Origin of the sequence: Stenotrophomonas sp. PFBMAA-4, from assembly GCF_030053215.1 — a bacterium.
GTDB lineage: Bacteria > Pseudomonadota > Gammaproteobacteria > Xanthomonadales > Xanthomonadaceae > Stenotrophomonas.
The window spans coordinates 113,563-133,239 of the sequence record NZ_JASGBW010000002.1 but is presented as its reverse complement, the minus strand read 5'-3'; the positions used below and the strand labels follow the sequence as shown (position 1 = coordinate 133,239).

The window sequence follows — 19,677 nt, the reverse complement described above, 5'->3', positions numbered from 1 at the left end:
ACGCATGCACTTGAACAGCTCCCGCTGCGATGTTCGTGATAAATGTGGGGCGGCCCCGATGGTCAGAAATGAACCCTGACGCCTGACGCCTGACGCCTGACGCCTGACGCGTCACCATTGTAGCGGCACTCTGGTTCGACACTCTCATCCACGCTTACACCTTCGACCTCCTGCCGCGGCGTCGCCCAGATGCGCCTGCGCCGTTAGCTTGGTTAGTGTGGCGCGTTCGCCACCGCGCTATGATCCAGGTGTAGGGGAGGCACAGCGGAAGCTAGGTACGCGCGCCGGACGTCTTTGAAACCTAGCAGTTGGGGAAGCTATGAATCACTACTCGACTCCGTGGCGACGCGGAATGCAGTACCTATGCCCTTCACTCTGGCTGTGCGTATCGATGTTGTCCGCATGTGGCGGAGGGTCAAGCGCGCAAGCCGAGGTCGCCCAGCCGCTGCCGGTGACGCCAACCCAGCCCTCCGTCCCGCCGGCCGAGGCACCCACAGAGGCGCCGGCCCCTGTGCCAAGTCCAACCCGCACCTTCAGTCATCCCGGTATCGTGTTCACGCGAGACCACTTGGATGCGATCAAGTCAAGGCTCACGCAGGATCCCTGGAAAGCCGGCTACGCAATGCTGGCGTCCAATTCGCATAGCTCGCTCAGCTATCAGCCTCTGGGGCCTTTCAAAGCGGTGTCCCGTAATCCGGATATGAATCTGGACGCGTATAAGCATGACATGATGGCGGCATCAAACCTGACACTCATGTGGTACTTCACTGACAATACCGCATACGCTAGCAAGGCACGCGAAATTCTACTGGCATGGGCAACCGTTCAAAAGGAATTTAGCGGTGCTGAGTCCAGTTTCGCGATAGGCGATGCTGCGATCCAAAGCATTGGCAGTGCAGAGATATTGCGTAGCACATACTCCGGCTGGACGGACGACGACACCCAGACGTTTAAGGACTACTTGGATCTGGTCTATTGGCCATCGCTTTTCATTGGCGGTGAGCGATGGGGGGCAGGTTCGCAGACGCTCGGCGGTGGCCAGGGTGCTCTACAAATATGGTCAGCCATGGCTGTCGCAGTCTTCAGCGATGACACGGTCAAGTACAACATGGCCTTGAACGCGTATTTGACAGACCCTGCCAGCGGATTCAGCAACACGTTGCCCAATGGTCAGGCCGGCGATACAGGGCGCGACCAGGGTCACGCCTTTGGTCAAATTGCAAACACAGTCTATACGGCAGAGACCTTGTGGGCGCAAGGCTCGGATGCTTATGCATACGCAGACAATCGCCTGCTATCTATGATGGAATATTACGCCGACTTCAACTCAGGGGGCTCGCGTAATTTCATTCCCTACGGGCCAACATATGGCCTGTACACGTCAATTGGGCTGGATGCGAAGGGTCGACGCACCGACATTCCTGCGTCGGCCGGGCATCTGATTTACAATGCTTACGTCAATAGAAAAGGAGTGTCGGCGCCATATCTCTCGCACTACCGCACACTCGTCCCTGATTACACGTCGGGCTTCGTCTTCCCGGGATTCATTTTCAGAAGAGTTCAAGACAACAACCCAAAAAGAGATTTACTCAAGGCATCTTGGGAGCAGCCGACCGCCAATGAAGTGCCCAGCCTCGTTAACCAGGGCATAGGTTCTCCTAGTTCGACACCTGGCATGCAGAGTGCTGGAGACAGCCTGACTCTTACTGGCTCCGGCGTCGGAATCGAGAAGAATTATCAGTTCGCGAGTAGGATGGCCGAAGGAGATTTCACTTTCCAAGCGAAGGTAAAGACGTCCGGCACCGCCGGTAGTGCGGGGCGAGCGGGAATCATGATTCGCAAGTCCGCCGATGCCTCGCCGCGCACGCCCTATGTAGCTCTGACAATGTCTCCCCCCGGAACCACATCTGCCGGGGTGAGGTTGAACTGGCGGCGCGGTAGCACAACCTATTACATGGGGTACAAAGACTACGCGGCGGCGGGGGAGCCATACTGGATAAAGCTGGTCCGGCGAGGGAATTTCATCTACGGTTTCACGTCTGCAGATGGCGTCAGTTGGTCACCGACGTACAGCGTTGTGTTCCCTGCGGAGGGTGACGACAGTCTTGGGTCGAAAGTCCTGGTAGGGGCATTCAACTTCAGCGGCTCAGTGGGCGAGACAAGCACAGCTCGCTTCGAAGATGTGAGATTCGGATCCAATCCAAGCTCACTGCCACTGGCACCCACAGCACTTAGCGCCAATCCAAGCGCGGGCAAGATCGATCTGACGTGGAAAAGCGATCTGGCCAACGTTGTCTATTTTGACGTTTATCGTGCCTCCGGTGATTCCGACTTGGCCTTGATTGCTACGGAGGTCAACTCGCAAAGCTTCACCGACGCAGACGTCCGTCCCGGTACCAACTACCGGTACGCCGTCAGGGCTTCAGGATACAGTGGTGAAAGCGCCTCGTCAGAGACATCGTCGGCTACAGGGATGTAGTTAATAGCCCGCTGCCTCTATCACCTCAAGATAGCGAGATGGAGCGGAGTCTGTTCGCTACTGACTCCGCTCCATGCCTCGTGATCCTGGAAGCGAACTGCGTAGACTGGATCTGACTGGATCGGGCGCTAAAGATGCATCGGCCCGTTGTGTCTTGATCAAGCACATAAACATTGGCCTCACACCTTGGTCGTCGCATCCGTCTTTTATCGCTCGCAAACCCAAGGCGTCAGTTATGAGTATTGGGCCTACGTTTGTACTACGGTGCCTCGGGTTGGCAGTCATGACGGTGCAGTGTCAACCTTCAAAAGCGGCAATTTATCTTGCTCGCGCGGTTGAGAGCACAGTTGATTCGGCGGCTCGGATGCGACATTCGGACGAGGAATGGGCTGCCGCTGCAGTCGACTCGGTGTCATGCCCTGTTGGGAGTGACCCGCGCCTGCCGGTCTCCAGTTGTTGGAAGTTCTGCCAAACAAGCGTCGCGGCGCAGGGCACGACACCAGCCACGCATGCGGCATCCGACATCGGCGCATTGACCAATGGCGGCAGGTCGCTCTTCGCCTTTCGTCTTCAGCACGCAAATGCGAAAAGTATCTCGGCCGCGCTCCGCTCCGTTTACGCGAACGACGCACTTGGTCAAGCTGAGATCCGGGAAAAGGTATCGGGCGATGATGAGGCAGGCACAGTCCTGATCTATGCGACGCCGGACGAATGGAAGCAGGTGCTGCCCGTGCTTCAGAAGCTTGATCGGACGGCCAGGATGCTTAGGATACTGGTGACTGTGCTGGAAATTTGGTCCGAGCAAGCACAGTCCCTGATGGCTGCGCTGAGACCGCTTTCGCAAGAAGAGATAGCTCGAATGTCGTCAGTGCAGCAGGGAGCTCAAGCTCCACAGAATTGGATCCCGCTAGGCGCCGAGATCAGTGAACAGCATGGCCTCGGCGCGGCGGTGCTCCGCGGCGATGAACTTGCAATCATCAATTCTTTACAGAAGAGCGGCTCCGCAACCGTGCTGTCCAGTTTCATTGTTGCGGTCTCTTCCAGCAATGCCGCGATACTCCGATCGGGTGAGCTCATTCCCTATATCGAAGAAAGACGGAAGTTCGGCAGTGGAGGAGTTGAGACGCATGGTGGCTATATGGCAACCGGAAGCCACCTGAAGATCGTTCCGCTCATTGCTGACGATGGCGCGTCCATTGTGAATGTTGAATATGATCTCTCCTCACCGCTTGGATCGGCTGGCGGTACGTCGGCGCCAGTGCTCAGTACGAGGGGAATCAGGACCGAAGTCGCGCTCAAAGTGGGTGAAACCGCGATAATTGCGGGTCTGCTCGGCAATGAGCGAGGGCGAGATCAGAGCGCCGGCCTCCAGGGCAACGGCGGTCGATGGGCGCGAAATGGGCAGTGGAAGGGTGGGAGTTCAACGGAAAGAGGAGAGATCCTCGTTCTATTGACACCCTTGGTAGCGGACCCGAATTGAGCACAGTGCTGGGTGGCAGCTCTGTCATCTAACTTCGGGGAGAATGTATGCGGAGGTAATAATTAAGGTCCGCATCTATATCAAAGAGAGAGAGGCTCTAATTTGAGCCTCTCTCTGTAAGCCAGTCGTTTACGCGGCAGCCTCATCCTTGTATTTTTCAAGGTAGCTCTCATTCGGCTTTTCCAGCAGATCCAACTGCTGCAGAGCCACGAGAGCGCCCTCTTCTCCGATCTCCTCGACGATCTTGCCGTTCTCGATGCGGAAAACCGAGGTGCCGGTGAAGCGAATCTTCTTTCCCGACGCTTCCGGCAGCGAGCCGACGGGAAGGTCGCTAAAGGCCGGACCGGTGTGCGTGCCACCGCCGTCCCAACGTCCCACCACGTAATCGCCTTCGGCGATCAACGGACTGGTCCCCCAGAAGTTCAGATCCGGGAATGCTTCACGGAATTCCGTCATCATCTTGCGTACCGCTTGATGGCCTCGGATGGGGCCATGCATCGGGTAGTGGACCAGACCATTGGGTGCCAAGAGTTCTTCGATGACACTAAGGTCGGCTGGGCTTCCCCAGAACGCCTTGAACCAGCGCTCCACGATGGCCTTGTTCTCTTCGAGTTTGTTCTGCGACATGTGTATCTCCTCGCATTAGTGATCACCGCGCACCGTTCGATGCGCGGCACCGAATGTAATCATTCGATGCAGCCAATTTAGGCGGTCGTCGCAGGTCGGAAACTCTGTTTGTTGCTTCCGAAGTGATCTCATGGGGTCCCGTTTCAATCGCAAGAAACGGACTGCCCCGAAAGCCTTCGTCCGCTAGTGTCCTTACCTTCAAAAACGCCGGCCGACAGCTCACGCGGATCGTGCAGATGCTTTGGCCGCTATCCAATTCGCTTGAGAGCGGGCATGACATTTCTATCACTTCTGACGGAATCCGACCCTCGTTTGCGGAAGCCGTCACACCAGATCTTGAGGGTCGATGACAGAGTTCGGGCGCTGGCGCGAGACATGTTGGCGACGATGTACCGCATGGGCGCGTGCGGCTTGGCTGCGCCCCAGGTCAATGCACGCGTTCGCTTGATCGTGATGGATACTTCGCGTGAACGTAATCGCCCTTGGATCTATCTCAACCCGGAGTTGGTGGCCGTGGGCCAACGTCAAGCCAGGTTTGAGGAGGGCTGTCTGTCACTTCCAGGTATTTTCGTGGACGTCTACCGCGCACGACGCGTGACACTGCGTTCAACTGGGCTGGATGGGCAGCTGTTCGAACAGGAGATGGTCGGTTGGGACAGTGCGGTCATCCAGCATGAAATCGACCATTTGGACGGGCGTTTGATGACTGACATTTGGGTTGATCAGCAAGCAGGGCAAGATCGCCATTCCAGGAAGCGCCGGCATGGCTAAATGCGATCGACTATGCGGGCGATTGCAGCACAAGAGCGTAGTGGCAAGGTTGCTGACGGTGGAGCGGGTAGCGAATTTGACCGCAAGAGTCGGAGTTTACCGGGCTTCTGACGGGCGTAACGTTGCAAATATTCCTCCGTTAAAGGCCAACCGATGAATCCGTCCATTCAGCGAGCATCCGTCCAGACCGCGTCGGGTCACATCAGCTATCTTCAGACCGCCGACACGGGACCGGTGGCTCTGTTTATTCACGGAGTGCTGGTCAACGGCTACCTTTGGCGCCACCAGCTCTCTGCTCTGGCTGACTTGCGACGCTGCGTGGCCATCGATTTGATGGGTCACGGCCATACCACTATCGCCGCGGATCAGGCCGTGTCCTTTGAAGCTCAGGCCGAAATGGTTCGCGAGTTCCTCGACGCATTGTCCATAGATCAAGTCGATCTGGTCGCCAATGACAGCGGCACAGGTGTGGCTCAGATTTTTGCAGCACGCTACCCCGATCGCCTGCGCAGCTTGACCCTGACCAACGGCGACGTTCAGGACAATTGGCCTCCGGCGAACTTCTCTGGCTTCCTCGATATGGTCAAAGCCGGCGGGTTGCCGCAAACGCTCCGACGGATGCTGGAGGACAAGGATTTTTTCCGGGGACCTGACGCAATGGAGGGCGCCTACGAACGTTCCTCTGACGTGTCAGACGAAACCATCGAGACCTATATCCGCCCGCATCTGGCATCGCCCGAACGCACCCAGGATCTGGTGCGTTTCATCCTGGCGTTCGACCATTCGCAGACGGTAAAGATCGAACGAGCATTGCGGGGGGTCGCTGTGCCTGCCTTGGTCGTTTGGGGCACCGGCGACATCTTCTTCGGCAAGGAGTGGTCGGATTTCCTGGCACGAACCCTGGGCGGGCCCGTTACGCAGTTGGAGGTGGCCAACGCGCGGTTGCTGTTCCCTGAGGAGCGGGCAAAGGAGTTGAACGAAGCGCTGCGCGCCTTCTGGACTCAAGAGGACTGAGATGCACGCAGCCCAGCCATCCGTCAAGGACGCAGTATTCGTTGTGCCGCCGGACCATGCACCTAACGCTCGACAGCAAGTCACAGCGTATTGCCAGACCTTGGTCAACGCCGGTCAAGCGCGCTGGGGGGAGGGTTCGGAGGGCGCTGCTCAGTTGCACTTGCATACCGGAGAGGTCTACCTCTTCGGTGAGTTTGGCCTCACCAAGGTGGTGTGAATAAGGACTTACATGCTGACGTTGCACTATTGGCCTGGTTATTGTTCGTTGGCCGCTCACATCGTCCTGCGGTGGATAGGTTCGCCGTATCGGTTGAAGCTGGCGGATCTCGACACGCGACAGTCGAACGCCTTCTTGCGCTTGAATCCATCGTCAACCGTCCCGGTCTTGGTGGACGAAGACGGTTGGGCGCTCAGCCAGAACGTTGCGGTCCTGCGCTACTTGGCAGAGATCTCCCCGCAGGCGCGTCTGGGCGGGGAGGGGGTGCGTGGACGGGCCTTGGTGAATCGCTGGCTGGCCTACATCAACTCCGACGTTCACAAAGCGTTTTCTCCGCTGATGCATCCAGAACGGTTGGCTGTTGACCAGGACGAGCGCGAGCAAACACTCGATGACGCTAGAAAAGTGCTGCGCAAGCATTTTGGGGTGTTCGACAAAGCGTTGGGAGAGCGGCCTTGGATCGCTGGCGATCACCGCAGCATTGCCGATCCCTACCTTTTCGTGCTCACCCGCTGGGCCCGCGCCAGGGGCGTGGATCTAGGTGGCTTCGATGGGGTGAACACGCATTTCGCACGGCTATGCGCAGACCCTGATGTGTGTGAGGCACTGGCCGAGGAAGGGTTGGCCGGGTCGGAGCCGGCCGCGCGAATGGAACACTGAGGAGCTACTGCGATGCCGACAAACCTGAGTTGGATCAAGAGCCGCCTGGCAACGCCATTGGGCGAGATGCTGTTGGCCACCGACGCCCAGCAGGCCATTCGAGCCTTGGATTTTGCCGGCCACGAGGGCCACATGCAGCGCGCCATGCACCAGCAGTATGGTCCGGTCGAACTCACCGAAGCAGCTGCCCCATCGTTCATCGAAGAAGCACTGACTCGGTACTTCGCCGGTCAGTGGGACGCGATCGACGCGCTGCCTATCGCCACGCGAGGCACACCCCTACAGGAGCAGGTCTGGACGGCGCTTCGTCGCATTCCGGTCGGCACCACCACGTCTTACGGAAAGTTGGCCAAGGCCCTGGGTTTCGACGACCCACGTGCGGCCATCGATGTTGGCGCGGCCAACGGCGCCAATCCCATCGCCATCGTTGTCCCCTGCCACCGGGTCATTGCCAGTGATGGCGGCCTCAAAGGATACGCTTGGGGGCTGCACCGAAAGTCCTGGCTGCTGGAACACGAAAAGGCGCTTATGCCGCGCCAAGCGGTTCCCCAGACCGGGACATTGCCCGGGTTTTGAAACGTGCTTTGTCCCACGCTACCAGCAGCGCGCTGGAACGATGGCTCGAGCATGGATCAGTACCCGCAACCCTATTGGCCTGGGAACGCAGCATCGGCCAGTCGCTAAGTCGTTAGTGTTTTCATCCTTTTTCAGAAGAGAGCAAACATGAATCAACCCAATGCCCACCATTCGGGGCAGTTCTGTATTTCCGACATTTCCATCAACCGCTTGGGCTACGGCGCGATGCGAATCGTGGGCGATGGAATCTGGGGTCCTCCAAAGGACGTGCACGAGGCCCTTCGGACGCTTCGGCGACTGCCGGAGCTCGGTGTGAACTTCATCGACACCGCTGATAGCTACGGCCCGTACGACAGTGAGGAACTGATTCGGGAGGCGTTGTATCCCTACGATGGGTTGCTCATCGCTACCAAAGGGGGGTTCGTTCGTCATGGGGAGAATCAATGGGCGCCGCTGGGACGCCCTGAATACCTCCGGCATGCAGTGCTGCAGAGCATGCGGCGCCTGAACGTAGAACGGATCGACCTGTGGCAGCTGCATCGCATTGATCCCAAGGTCCCGCAGGATGAGCAGTTCGATGCCATCGCTCAGATGCAAAGGGAGGGGCTGATCCGCCATGTTGGTCTGAGCGAAGTGGGCGTTGATGAGATACAGGCCGCGCAGCAGCACTTTCCGGTGGTGACGGTTCAGAACATGTTCAACCTGGTGACCCGCAGGCACGAATCGGTGCTCAACTACTGCCAAGACCAAGGCATCGGCTTTATTCCATGGTTCCCGCTGGGCGCGGGCGATTTGGTCAAGCCGGGCTCCTTCCTGGATCGGCTCTCCAAGCGGACGGGTTTCACCCCCGGACAAATTGCTTTGGCATGGGTGCTGCAGCGCAGCCCGGTAACGTTGCCGATCCCCGGGACCGGTAAGGTTAGGCACCTTGAGGAGAACGTCGCTGCGGCGGGACTTCAGCTCTCTGCCGAAGATTTCGCCGAGCTGGATCGGCTGGGTCAAGCTGCGCCGGAAACGCCTGGGCCGGGAGCCTGATAGTCCCGCGCCGCCGCTCGCCTCCTCCGCAAGGGGGCCACCGAATGAGGTGGCCCCTGTTCAACGTTGCCGTCGCCGGCCGCAGCACAACGATGGTCCAGATAAGAACCGCATTCGATGATCCTTGCCTCGACAACTACCGCTGGCGCAGCCGACCTTTCGCCGCACGCCTATGCAAAGGCGGTCGCCTTTCTTTCCGCTCTTGATCCGGCATGGGCCCGCCACATCGAGATGGTCGGCCCGTGCCGGCACACGGCGAAACCGGCACGAGAGCCTTATGAGGCCTTGGTCCGTGCCATCGCCTACCAGCAACTGCACGCCAAGGCCGGTGACGCCATCTTGGCGCGATTTTTGGCGTTGTACCCAGATTCGACGTTCCCCTCAGCAACTCAGCTGCTGGCAACTGATCCAGAGCAACAACTCGCTTGCGGGTTTTCGGCGGCCAAGCTCGCCACCATCCGGGGAATCGCCCAGGCTACGCTGGAGGGCGTGGTCCCCAACCTTGCAGAGGCGCGCGCTTTGAGTGACGAGGCGCTGATCGAAAGGCTGGTTTCGCTCAAAGGGGTCGGGCGCTGGACCGTGGAGATGTTTCTGATTTACAGCTTGGAGCGTTCAGACATCCTGCCAGTGGATGACTTTGGAGTGCGAGAGGGCTATCGGCGCCTCAAAGACCTGGAAAAAGCTCCAACACCACGCCAGATGCGTGAGCTGGGCCGGGCTTGGAGTCCGTATCGGACAGTGGCGGCTTGGTATCTCTGGAGGTTGCCAGCACGTGAACAGGGGCTTGAGTTCGATAGCAAGAAATAGATTTCTTGCGCATGAATTGTAATTTACAGTGTCCACGTCGTGAACTCAGGACCACACCATGAACATGCAAGATCCTTCTCCTTTTGCTTACGATACTGACGATGCGCGCTGGGAAGCGGTGCAGGCGAGAGACGTCCACGCAGACGGCCACTTCGTCTATGCCGTGCGGACCACAGGTGTGTATTGCCGCCCTAGTTCTTCGGCGCGGCTGCCAAAGCGCGCGAACGTGGTGTTCTTTGACTCCGAGCAGGCAGCTGAAGCAGCAGGCTACCGTGCGAGCCGTCGCGCCAAGGGCGATCGCACCATCGCCGCAGCACAACGCACGGCCTTGGTGGCGCGTGCCTGCCGTCAGATCGAGACAGCCGAAACCGCTCCAAATCTGGATGAGTTGGCCGCGGAAGCGGGAATGAGTCCCTTCCACTTCCATCGCGTTTTCAAAGCGGAAACCGGCCTGACGCCCAAGGCCTACGTCACCGCATTTCGTGCCCGCAAACTGCGTGAGGAATTGAACTCGTCCGTCGGCACGGTGACCGACGCCATCTACGGCGCGGGCTTCAACTCCAACAGCCGTTTTTACGAAACGTCCGAGGAGGTCTTGGGCATGCGAGCAAAGGAGTATCGTGCGGGCGGCATCGGAACGGTGATTCGGTTCGCTGTAGGTGAATCTGCACTGGGCGCAATTTTGGTGGCACAGAGCCAACGCGGCATTTGCACCATTCTCTTGGGCGACGACCCTGATCGGCTGGTGCGCGACTTACAGGACCAGTTCCCCAAAGCGGAGCTCGTGGGCGGAGATGGCAACTTCGAGAAGCTGGTTGCCCAAGTGGTTGGGTTCATTGAGGCGCCCGGGATTGGACTGAATTTGCCATTGGACGTGCGAGGTACGGTCTTTCAGCAGCGCGTGTGGCAAGCCCTTCGTGAGATACCTGCTGGCGAGACCGCCAGCTATGCGCAGATCGCCGAGCGCATCGGCACGCCCAAAGCGGTGCGTGCAGTGGCCCAGGCCTGCGCTGCCAATCACTTGGCGGTTGCCATTCCTTGTCACCGTGTCGTGCGACGAAACGGTGATATATCGGGCTATCGTTGGGGGGTGGAGCGTAAACGAGAACTATTGCGCCGTGAGGTGCAGGCTACAAAAGGACAGCAATCATGAGTGTATTGGCAACCACCATTGAAGCCTTGGATTGGGAAGAAATTGCCCGCCAGCTGGATGGGGAGGGCTATGCACTCCTGCCCGGTCTACTGTTGCCGGATTTGCCGTCGATAGAGGAGGGAACGGACGAAGGATGGGTGTCCCTGACCTCGGTAGATATGGGGCGAGGCAAACTCTACTACTATGCCGACGATATGCCCGAACCGTTGGGCACTCTGCGCCAGTCGCTTTATCCGCATTTGGCCGCGATCGCCAACAGCTGGAATCAGGTACTGGGAGTCGATGACCGTTACCCGCTAACGCTCAAGGCCTTCCAACAACGGCAGCGTGAAGTGGGGCAGGTGCGTGGCCAGAGCCATCTGTCCCAACTTGGCGAATCGGACTACTTGGCGCTTCACCAACGCGCCGAGGACGAGCTGATATTCCCCTTGCAGCTGATCGGTCTGTTGTCGGCGCCTGGGCAAGACTTCACTGGCGGCGAATTCGTGATGACCGAACAGAGGCCACGCATGCAGTCCCGGCCTATGGTGCTGCCCCTGACCCAAGGAGATGCGGCCATCATCAGCACCGCACAGCGGCCCTTCAAGGGCAGTAAGGGGTATTACCGGGTAAATCTCAAGCACGCCATCAGCAGGGTGCGCAGCGGTGAACGTCGGGGACTGGAGCTTTTCTTCCATGACACGCGATGACACCGGCCTTCCGCGCCCGACTTCCGTGTCTGCAAAGTCATGGACACTGCTTGGCGCGGACAAGAAACCATACGCCAGCAGTGTGCCGGGAACACTGGGCGGGCATCGAGGCGGGAAGATATATGGTCGGCTGAACTGTCGGGCAGCGCTCCAGGCCATCGCCCGGGGGGGGTACGTCAAACATCGCGTCTTTTTCATCGACGAAGCAACAGCAGTGGCCGCCGGCTACCGCCCATGTGCAGTATGCATGCCTGAGCGGTACGCAGCTTGGAAGGCTGAAAACTCCCCAAAGAAAGCGACATGATCATGACGACGCAAACCCTGTTCACCCTCCCTGAGACGTCCCTTCCCGGCCCTCTTCCTGTCGATTACCTAAGCCTGGAAGATCGAATCGAACACAGCGCCTGGAACACGCTTGAAACCCAGCTCACCCGCGAGGGGCTTGCCGTCCTGCCCGGGCTGCTAAGTCCTGCGCAGTGTCGCCAGACAGCAGATCTATTTTTAGAAGAGGATTTGTTCCGCAGTCGCATTGTGATGGAACGTTACGCGTTTGGTCGAGGCGTCTACAAGTACTTTCGCTATCCGTTGCCGGATCTAGTGGGTCGCCTGCGCGAATCCTTGTATTCGCATCTCGCCCCCATAGCCAACCGTTGGCATACCGCAATGCGCATTGGAGAGCGCTTTCCTGCTACCCATGCGGAGTTTCGGGAGATTTGCAACCGGGCCGGCCAGCCGCGCCCAACCCCACTGTTGCTGCGATACCAAGCCGGCGATTACTGCTGCTTGCACCAAGACCTGTACGGCGATCACGTCTTCCCGCTGCAGGTAGTGTTTCTGTTGGATCAGCCCGGCCGGGATTTTGAAGGAGGAGAGCTGCTGCTGACTGAGAGCGATCCCAAGCGACCAGGCAGGGCAGAGGTGGTGCCCTTGGGCCAAGGCGATGCAGTGGTATTCGCCGTCAACCATCGGCCGGTACGTTCGGCAAGGGGATTCTACAGAGCTAATTTACGACATGGGGTGAGCAGGCTGCTCGCGGGCCAGCGACACACGCTGGGTATTATCTTCCATGACGCAAAATAGCTTTTCCGACTAATTTTTCTTCAGCTCCTTGATGCCCAAGTGCCGCGTGTATTTGGAAGGGATTTAACTTTGAGGAACAACAGCAAGAGCGCGGTCGCCGCCACAGGTGTCGAGCGAACACTCTTCTAAAGAGCAGCTGAGCGGGCAAGTGTCCTCGGATTCGCCGCGTGGTCCACGGACGAGTGTCGCCACGACCGTCGAGCCCCGATCATCCTTTGAGCCTACGACGTTCTGGTCACCTGAATCTCGCCCAACAGCCGGCCTGAAAATTCCTGTCCCTTCTACAAGTCCGGGATTTCCCGTTCAGACATGAATAGACCCTGTTGAACATGATCTTGCGGTAAGAGTAGCGACTTTTCGCCCCAAGCCCACATCGATTCGATGCCTAACCCTGCGGCAACTGCGCATCAATGCCCTCTGCCTTGCGGCCACCACCAACCAAGTAATATTTGCACTGGTCCGTCACGCACCGAAATTTTCTCCCTCATAAGCTTAAATCTCTGCAATGGTGCGCTGATAATGTTCGGAAAGAACATGCATCAATTGGGACATATCGGCTCGCTGATCGGTAACTAAATTGCGCTAGGAGTGCTTCAGGGCGTGGTAGGGGCAGAGTTAAATTCACGCCTGAATTACTCCCTCCGGGCTAGAACGACCGAACAGGAGATGCAGGAGGCCGACGTGCAGCATAGTAGTGCGATGGAGGGGGGCACCACGCGGTGGCCGGAGAGAATCTGGGTGGTACGGCATGGCCAGAGTGCTGGGAACGTGGCACGTGACTACGCCGAGGCAAACAACATCACTCTGATCGAACTGGAACACCGCGATGCAGATGTACCGCTCTCATCGCTTGGGCAGCGCCAATCCCAAGCGCTTGGCGCATGGATCAAGGGACTTAAGGAACATCAGCGACCTCAGGTTGTACTGGCCTCTCCGTATGTGCGTGCGCAGCAAACCGCACAGGCAGTGGCAGACGTGCGCGGCAATGACCGGCGTTTGGTCATTGATGAGCGCCTGCGGGAGAAGGAATTCGGCATTCTGGATCGCTATACCTCCAGCGGCATCGTCGCCACCTTCCCAGAGCTGGCCGCTCAGCGACGACTTGTCGGAAAGTTCTATTTCCGTCCCCCTGGTGAATCCTCTGATCATAATCTCTATGGCGTGTCATAATGTTAGCGTCGCGCTCTACGCCCCGCTTAGCGCTATCTTTGTGAAGTTCGATGAAAGTTCAATGGAGGTGAACTTCGACAAGCCGTCAGCGCTGTTTGGTCAGCTGGGAGATTCCGACGTCTCGGCTGTTGGACTTGAACTAGATGAAAAGCTTGATCTATGGATCGAGGCGGCTTCCAAGTACGCCACTTCCAGCGCCCCCTCACTTGCGCGAACGCATTGGAGTGCCAGTGCGAGGACGGCAAGCTTAGCGCTTCTCTGTTGCATCAAAAATTTCCTCTGCTGGCCGAGAGCAGACATCGACTGCGAGTAGCGTATTACGTCTGGGGACGAATCATCCTGATCCGGACTTATATAGATTGCTTAGAGTCCCTCAATGGCGTTCGTTGGCTATTGCACTACCAAGAAAGCCATTAATACGTTCGTGCGCGGGACCGTAACAGATAGATTTGACCGTAACCGGCAGGTGTTACGGTTAAATATCGATGTTACGGTCACTTGTATGAGCGACCTCGACGACGCTGCTTGCTAGCTCCAGGAACTGCTGCCCGACGTGATCGGTGAGCTCGAACACTGGCCGAGTTCCACGGAGCGCACCCTGCCGCACTTCATAGCCAGCCTGTTCGACCTGGTCGAGAATGATTTGCTGGGCGACCGAGTGCAGCTGGCCAACCCGGAAGAATCAGGTAGCTAGCCGATCCTGGAGGCTAGGCATCGAGGACTGGCCCCTGATAAGAGGACGCGCGATCCGGCACCGGCCGAGCACCCGCAGGGTCTTGACCGTATTGAACGATTGGGAGCCACCGCTCACCTGCATCACCGCCAGCGTCCTGCCCTGCGTGGGGCGCACAACGCCATCCTCGAACGGCAACCAGTCGAGCTGGTTCTTGGACACGCCAGTGACGGCTCCGTGTCGCTCTGGCGAAACCCAGACCTGTCCCTCGGACCACAGTGACCATTCCCGCAGCCGCTGAACTTCGGGGTGGCTCTTGTCCACGCTGTCAAGCATAGGCAGCCCATAAGCATCGAACATACGGGTCTGGGCGGCATTGCCCAAGCAGACTGGGCCGGTTTCCATTGCCGCGGAGATGCCCAGGCCATGAACGCGATGGCCATGGACTGCTCGCTGGTGATGGTCCAATTCCACTCTCGGAAAGCCTGATCGGCCTTTGCTGTTGCCAACCCGGAAGATTGTAGAAGTCACGGGCGGCATCGATTGCCGCCCTGTGGACTTCCCCGTGAGGGTGACCAAACTTACAAGGGCGATTGCGCCCCGGGTCTTCACATCAGCGCGAAGCCGTCCTGCTCGATTGCTGCCAGGATGGCTTTGGGGTTCCCAATACCAATCCTTTCATCGTCGGGATGGAGGTCGATGGTCTTGAAGAACTTGGCTCCTGCCCAAGACTCAGGCAGGGCGTGACCCTGTGGAACGGCGATGAAGCGATTGAGGGTGATACGGCAAATGTTGATTTTCATAGATTTTATCTCCTAAAGGTTCGTGGACCTCGGCATCATTGCCGCCCATCAAGGGATGTCCACATATCTATTTAGGCAGGTTGCAAGAACGTTGGCGATGGATGTTCGATCTTGTTTCCAACTCAGCAGGCCTGGGTGATGGCGTCCTGGCCGAACGCCCCAGGATGGGGTGGCAGCTGGGCGCTGCCGCAGGGGCGTCTAGGGATCGAAAAGCCTGCAGTTCAGTGGTTGCCTACAGGTTATATAGGGCGGCTGCCGGGGCCAGTCGCCAGAGCGTTGCTGCCAAGCTGGTTGAGGGGCCAGCTGACGGGCTGGCTTTGTGTCGGGACCGCCGATCGTGGCGGGTCGGGTAGCCTCAAGCAGGCTTAGCCCAGAGCATTGGCTTCCAGATGTTGGCGCACCGCGGCCAAGTCAGCCATTTGTCCACTGCACATGAGTTCCAGTGCACTCTTTCCTTTGCATAGGCTGGCGCTGTTGGGGCGTCGGACCCACCCATCTGCCTGGTGCTGATCAGAGAAGATGAGGTGCAGCAGGCGGTAGATCCCGATCAGGTAGCTGATCCGCTCCAAGGTTTCAGGCCAATGGCGATCAGCAATGCCTGTGTCCAGGATCGCGAATGCCAATTCCACAGGCCGTCCCAGAAGCGCGGTCTGTTCCTGCGAGCTCAGTGACCAAGCGTGGGCGATCTGGGTGAACGCCTTCATCGCTGGGCCGGCAAGTTGCCGATCTTCTCGGGAAAACGACTCGCTCATGGCATCTCGCAGGGAGTTGGAACAGCCAAGGAGGAAGGGTCTAAACGCCGATCTTACGCTCAAGGCTCCCACCACGGGCGGTGCCGAGCAGTGCTCGCTGGAGGTGGAAGGCATAGTGCGTGCGTGCCGTGTAGCGGATTAATTGATTAGGCACGTTCTGTTCCAGTGAGAATTTGGACCGTTCTGGACCGAATGGACCAAAATAGGTACCTGACGGCCTCTTTTCACTGCCCGGCTGCCTATGCCTTGCGGGCAGTGGCAACATTTCAGTGTGATACCTACCAGGCGCAGCGCCTGGGCGATCATCACCTGATCATTGGTTGGGTACTTGAGATGGCCTAGCCCGAGGGAGCGCCACTGATCTTTCACCGAGGCGGCTATCTGACCCTGCCGGTGCCGCGGGGACCTGGTCATGACTGACCTCCAAGCCTTAGAGCGAATGCTAGAGGCTGGGCTTGATTCGGCGCTGCTTCGCTTCGGTCTGGGCAAGGCCTATCTTGACCAGCAGCACTATCCAAAGGCTGTGGAGCACCTGTCCGAGGCCACCAGGCAGAAGGCTGACTATTCGGCAGCCTGGAAGTTGCTGGGAAAGGCGCACTTGGCCGCCGGCGACGCCGGAGCGGCGGCGATGGCTTGGGAAGCAGGCATCGCCACGGCTGAGACCAATGGGGACGTACAAGCCGGGAAAGAGATGCGCTTTTGCGCAGGCTCAGTCGGTAACGCGTCACCCGCTTTAAGCACGGGCCTCGGACGGCCACCGCAGGCACGCACTCCAAACCGACAAGGCTAGCTGCGCGCTAGCCCAAGGCCATGGCAGGGAACGATCATCGCCGCCCTCACTTCCTTTCGGCAGCAAGGTGACGCCACTGGAAGGAGGTGGCAGATCCGTGGGAAGCGGGCGAAGGGGCGTCAAACCTGGGCGGCACCTACGAACGACAGTGCTTTGAATCGATCCGTCTGGAAGTACTTTCCTGACGGGAAGACGACAAGATTCCTTCCGCCCTCGTGCACCGCACTGGGGAATAGTATTCCATCGATCGCTTCGTCTCCCTCAGGCGTGTATGACTGCGCCAGGTATTCACAAACGATCTGCGAAGGGACATAGTCAATGTGCTCCCGTCCATCCTTCTCGACACGGCGAGTAATCGCGCTCACGAACCCTTGCAAAAAGCGCGCCGTAACCCTTTCGGCCCTTTGATCCGTTGCGAACACCGAGGGAACGTCTGGCAGCTCACAAAAGTCCACAACCTTAAGCGGCTTTGAGTTGTGGAATATCGCGGCTGCCGGCAGCTTTCCCTCAGGGGCTGGCCCGATCTCCGCGAGCGCTGTGGACACGTCGAACGCCGCGTAGAAGTAGGGGATCCCAGCAGGATTCATACGTCCAGCCGAAGCCACCTCCTTGGGTGGAGGCCCCATGGTAGATGCTGATACCTGAGCTAACTCGGCAGCGGGAAGATACCTTGCCCGATACAGCTCTGTCCCATCTGGAAGCGTCTTGATCAGCGCGCTTACTGCATTTCCAACAACGTCCAGCATGTCTGCAACGGGTACTTCCTGCTCATACGCTTCATGGCGCACGCTTCGGAAGTTGAACCTGGTCTGGTGCTTTGTCGCCTGGCAGAAGCTGTCCCAGGAGTAGAGCATCACCTCCTCATCCTGGATGTCTGCCCAATGGCCGCGTGCAGCCCTGACCCACTGCTCCGTCAGATCCGCATCAATGATCTCAGCGCGTAGCGCGTCATTGGGATAGAAGCCGAGGTCCTGCAGGACATCGTCCGTGTCGATCAACTCTACGATCCATTCGCCATCGACCCAGGGCGTACCTGCGTTCGCAGGCTCCGCGTAGTAAGCATCAAGGACCTCATACAGGTGCTCTTGCACCTTGTCGACGGCTAGAACAGCGGTGTCCGGCTTCTCACAGTAGTCGCATTGTCCGTTCTCAATGCATGAGTGCGACAGTCGCCATATATCCTTCTGATTTACGCAGCTCTCGCAGGCTTTTCCCTCAAGCGAGTTCCACCCACGCTCCTGGGCGTCCATCCACATGTGCTTGACCCATCCCATTGTGTCTCCATGCGCTCCGTGGGCCGGTTGAGTATAGCCACGCCCCTCTGGTAAGCCACTGGTCATCGCAACGTTACGGGAGGGGCACTTTGTCGAACGCTGAATAGCTGAACAGCTTCCTTGGGTTGCGCGTGGCCATGTCCAATAGCGTGGCTATTGCCATAGGCCGGAGTGGCTCAGGCGCGAGGCGTACCAGCAGGCTCACGCGATAGACACCGTTCAACCAAGGGTGCAAGGTTGTAGCGCGCACTGGCGACCGTGCCTGTGACAATGGCGCGGTCTCGCGGCCAAGTGCGGGCGTTGTGCTTAGAGCTGAGGCGTCTAGCGATGCCAATCTTGATCTTGTCCGACCTCCATCATGAGGTGTGGGGTGATGCACCTCAGCAGGCGCAGCAGCTCTTGGGTGCTTTGCAGCCCAACTTGGGTATATGTCAGCCAAGCCTGGTCATTCTGGCCGGCGACATTGATGTGGGTGAGCGAGCCGTATCGTGGGCCGACCAGACCTTTCCCGACCTCCCGGTTGTCTATGTCCATGGGAACCACGAGGCCTATGGACAGAAGATCGACACCCTGAAGGTAAAGCTGGCTGAAGCCTGCTCCGCCACCGGCCATATTCACTTTCTCGATAAGGGCGAGCTGGTCGTAGGGAACGTGCGTATTCTCGGCGCAACCCTGTGGACAGACTTCCGCCTGCTGGGCCCAGACAGCGTTCGGGAAGCGATGCAATCGGCCGCGACGTCAATGAACGACTATCGGAAGATCAGGCTGGCCAGAGCCGGATACCGAAAGATCCGGCCCATCGATGTCCTTCAGTGGCATTCGGATGAACGACGCTGGCTTGCGAGCCAGCTGGCGAAGCCGTTTGCTGGTTCGACGGTTGTTGTCACCCACATGGCGCCGTCTGCGCGATCAGTCCCTGACAGATACAGCGGGCATTCTCTGTCGGCGGCCTACGCTTCGGACTTGGAGGCGTTGGTGTCCAAGGCAGATCTGTGGATCCACGGCCACATCCACGATTCAATCGACTACCAGGTGGGTAAAGCCAGAGTCGTCTGCAACCCTCTGGGCTACCCCCTGATCGATTCAGAAGGACGCTGGTGCCCAGAGAATGCTGAGTTTGATCCGAACCTGGTAGTTGAGATCAGTACGGAGGACCCTGCACAGGCGATCCTGCTCGATGCGGCCGCGCTGCGCGTGGAGCTGAGCAACGAATGGCTCGGTGCAGAAGAGGTTGGAGACAACATAGGCGCACAGCGCGGCCGCGGCATCCGCTACGTCAGCGAGCTGCGCCGCAGTGGGCACCTGCTGGGTGTTTACGTCGCCCACCCGGCCCCGGGCTACCGGTACCCTCCCTGGCAGTTTCATGCCGATGGCCGCCCAATAGGCCAGTTGGCCGAGATCTTGGCAGTGCTACGCGACTTCGGACCTTTTGAGCGCGAGTCAGGCGGGATGCGTCGTACCACTGGATGGGGCGAGCTCGAATGGTTCCTCTCCGCGCACCGCCTTCTCGACGATATCTCACCGGCTGCAATGCTCACCGTCGACCCAAATCGTGTGCTGCACGCTGCTCGCACCGAGTTTGGTGGCGATGACCCGTAGAGACGGTGGCCTGTCATCCGGCAGCCAA

The 19,677-nt window shown here is 58.6% G+C and carries 18 protein-coding genes and 2 pseudogenes; 15 read left to right on the top strand and 5 right to left on the bottom strand.

The window, feature by feature from the left end; all coding sequences use genetic code 11:
• Positions 1-568: 568 nt before the first annotated feature.
• Together QMZ26_RS01940 and QMZ26_RS01935 are read left to right on the top strand one after the other, a co-directional pair.
• The gene (locus QMZ26_RS01940; RefSeq protein ID WP_283220384.1) at positions 569-2,479 is read left to right on the top strand and encodes an alginate lyase family protein; all 1,911 of its coding nucleotides are present in this window, start codon (positions 569-571) and stop codon (positions 2,477-2,479) included.
• A gap of 283 nt (positions 2,480-2,762) precedes the next feature.
• A complete protein-coding gene (locus tag QMZ26_RS01935; protein WP_283220383.1) occupies positions 2,763-3,959 on the top strand; it encodes a secretin N-terminal domain-containing protein in 1,197 nt (398 codons plus the stop codon).
• Positions 3,960-4,088: 129 nt separating this feature from the next.
• Here QMZ26_RS01935 and QMZ26_RS01930 read toward each other — a convergent pair whose 3' ends face one another.
• Positions 4,089-4,586 carry an ester cyclase gene (locus tag QMZ26_RS01930; RefSeq protein WP_283220382.1) on the bottom strand — a complete coding sequence of 166 codons (498 nt, stop codon included), beginning with the start codon at positions 4,584-4,586 and terminating at the stop codon, positions 4,089-4,091.
• A gap of 273 nt (positions 4,587-4,859) precedes the next feature.
• On the opposite strand from QMZ26_RS01930, the gene def reads away from it, so the two are divergent.
• The 11 genes and pseudogenes from def (at position 4,860) to QMZ26_RS01870 (ending at position 14,452) form a co-directional block, all read left to right on the top strand.
• Positions 4,860-5,357, top strand: a complete 498-nt coding sequence (gene def, locus QMZ26_RS01925) for a peptide deformylase (RefSeq protein WP_283219342.1) — start codon at positions 4,860-4,862, stop codon at positions 5,355-5,357.
• Positions 5,358-5,510: 153 nt separating this feature from the next.
• Positions 5,511-6,371, top strand: a complete 861-nt coding sequence (locus QMZ26_RS01920) for an alpha/beta hydrolase (RefSeq protein ID WP_283219341.1) — start codon at positions 5,511-5,513, stop codon at positions 6,369-6,371.
• A gap of 229 nt (positions 6,372-6,600) precedes the next feature.
• On the top strand, positions 6,601-7,248 hold the full coding sequence (locus QMZ26_RS01915; RefSeq protein WP_283220381.1) for a glutathione binding-like protein: 648 nt from the start codon (positions 6,601-6,603) through the stop codon (positions 7,246-7,248).
• Positions 7,249-7,260: 12 nt separating this feature from the next.
• Complete coding sequence (locus QMZ26_RS01910) at positions 7,261-7,824, top strand: methylated-DNA--[protein]-cysteine S-methyltransferase (RefSeq protein ID WP_283220380.1); 564 nt, start codon at positions 7,261-7,263, stop codon at positions 7,822-7,824.
• 147 nt (positions 7,825-7,971) lie between these two features.
• Positions 7,972-8,859 carry an aldo/keto reductase gene (locus QMZ26_RS01905; protein WP_283220379.1) on the top strand — a complete coding sequence of 296 codons (888 nt, stop codon included), beginning with the start codon at positions 7,972-7,974 and terminating at the stop codon, positions 8,857-8,859.
• A gap of 117 nt (positions 8,860-8,976) precedes the next feature.
• Positions 8,977-9,666, top strand: coding sequence for a DNA-3-methyladenine glycosylase (locus QMZ26_RS01900; protein WP_283219337.1), 690 nt, complete (start codon positions 8,977-8,979; stop codon positions 9,664-9,666).
• A gap of 58 nt (positions 9,667-9,724) precedes the next feature.
• Entirely contained in the window at positions 9,725-10,819 is a 1,095-nt protein-coding gene (ada, locus tag QMZ26_RS01895; protein ID WP_283219336.1) for a bifunctional DNA-binding transcriptional regulator/O6-methylguanine-DNA methyltransferase Ada, read from the top strand.
• Positions 10,816-11,508: a 2OG-Fe(II) oxygenase gene (locus QMZ26_RS01890; RefSeq protein WP_283219335.1), complete on the top strand. Its 693-nt coding sequence runs from the start codon at positions 10,816-10,818 to the stop codon at positions 11,506-11,508. Before ada ends, QMZ26_RS01890 begins: the two co-directional genes overlap by 4 nt.
• Positions 11,509-11,808: 300 nt before the next feature.
• Positions 11,809-12,588: a 2OG-Fe(II) oxygenase gene (locus tag QMZ26_RS01880; protein WP_283220377.1), complete on the top strand. Its 780-nt coding sequence runs from the start codon at positions 11,809-11,811 to the stop codon at positions 12,586-12,588.
• 666 nt (positions 12,589-13,254) lie between these two features.
• Positions 13,255-13,722, top strand: a pseudogene (locus tag QMZ26_RS01875) (histidine phosphatase family protein); the annotation flags it as partial.
• A 589-nt stretch (positions 13,723-14,311) separates the two neighbouring features.
• Positions 14,312-14,452 (top strand): hypothetical protein, encoded by a 141-nt coding sequence (locus QMZ26_RS01870; RefSeq protein ID WP_283220376.1) that lies wholly within the window; start codon positions 14,312-14,314, stop codon positions 14,450-14,452.
• A gap of 60 nt (positions 14,453-14,512) precedes the next feature.
• Here the strand turns inward: QMZ26_RS01870 and QMZ26_RS01865 are convergent.
• The 3 genes and pseudogenes from QMZ26_RS01865 to QMZ26_RS01855 form a co-directional block, all read right to left on the bottom strand.
• Positions 14,513-14,800 (bottom strand): annotated as a pseudogene (locus QMZ26_RS01865) (NAD(P)H-dependent oxidoreductase); the annotation flags it as partial.
• Positions 14,801-15,039: 239 nt separating this feature from the next.
• Positions 15,040-15,234 (bottom strand): hypothetical protein, encoded by a 195-nt coding sequence (locus QMZ26_RS01860; protein ID WP_283220375.1) that lies wholly within the window; start codon positions 15,232-15,234, stop codon positions 15,040-15,042.
• Between the two features lie 365 nt (positions 15,235-15,599).
• Positions 15,600-15,986, bottom strand: a complete 387-nt coding sequence (locus tag QMZ26_RS01855) for an antitoxin Xre/MbcA/ParS toxin-binding domain-containing protein (RefSeq protein ID WP_283220374.1) — start codon at positions 15,984-15,986, stop codon at positions 15,600-15,602.
• A 412-nt stretch (positions 15,987-16,398) separates the two neighbouring features.
• On the opposite strand from QMZ26_RS01855, the gene QMZ26_RS01850 reads away from it, so the two are divergent.
• Positions 16,399-16,776, top strand: coding sequence for a tetratricopeptide repeat protein (locus QMZ26_RS01850; protein WP_283220373.1), 378 nt, complete (start codon positions 16,399-16,401; stop codon positions 16,774-16,776).
• Positions 16,777-16,895: 119 nt separating this feature from the next.
• On the opposite strand, the gene QMZ26_RS01845 is transcribed toward QMZ26_RS01850, so the two are convergent.
• Entirely contained in the window at positions 16,896-18,050 is a 1,155-nt protein-coding gene (locus tag QMZ26_RS01845; RefSeq protein WP_283220372.1) for a HEPN-associated N-terminal domain-containing protein, read from the bottom strand.
• A 336-nt stretch (positions 18,051-18,386) separates the two neighbouring features.
• Between QMZ26_RS01845 and QMZ26_RS01840 the strand changes: the two genes are divergently transcribed.
• Positions 18,387-19,649 (top strand): metallophosphoesterase, encoded by a 1,263-nt coding sequence (locus tag QMZ26_RS01840; RefSeq protein ID WP_283220371.1) that lies wholly within the window; start codon positions 18,387-18,389, stop codon positions 19,647-19,649.
• Positions 19,650-19,677: the final 28 nt, after the last annotated feature.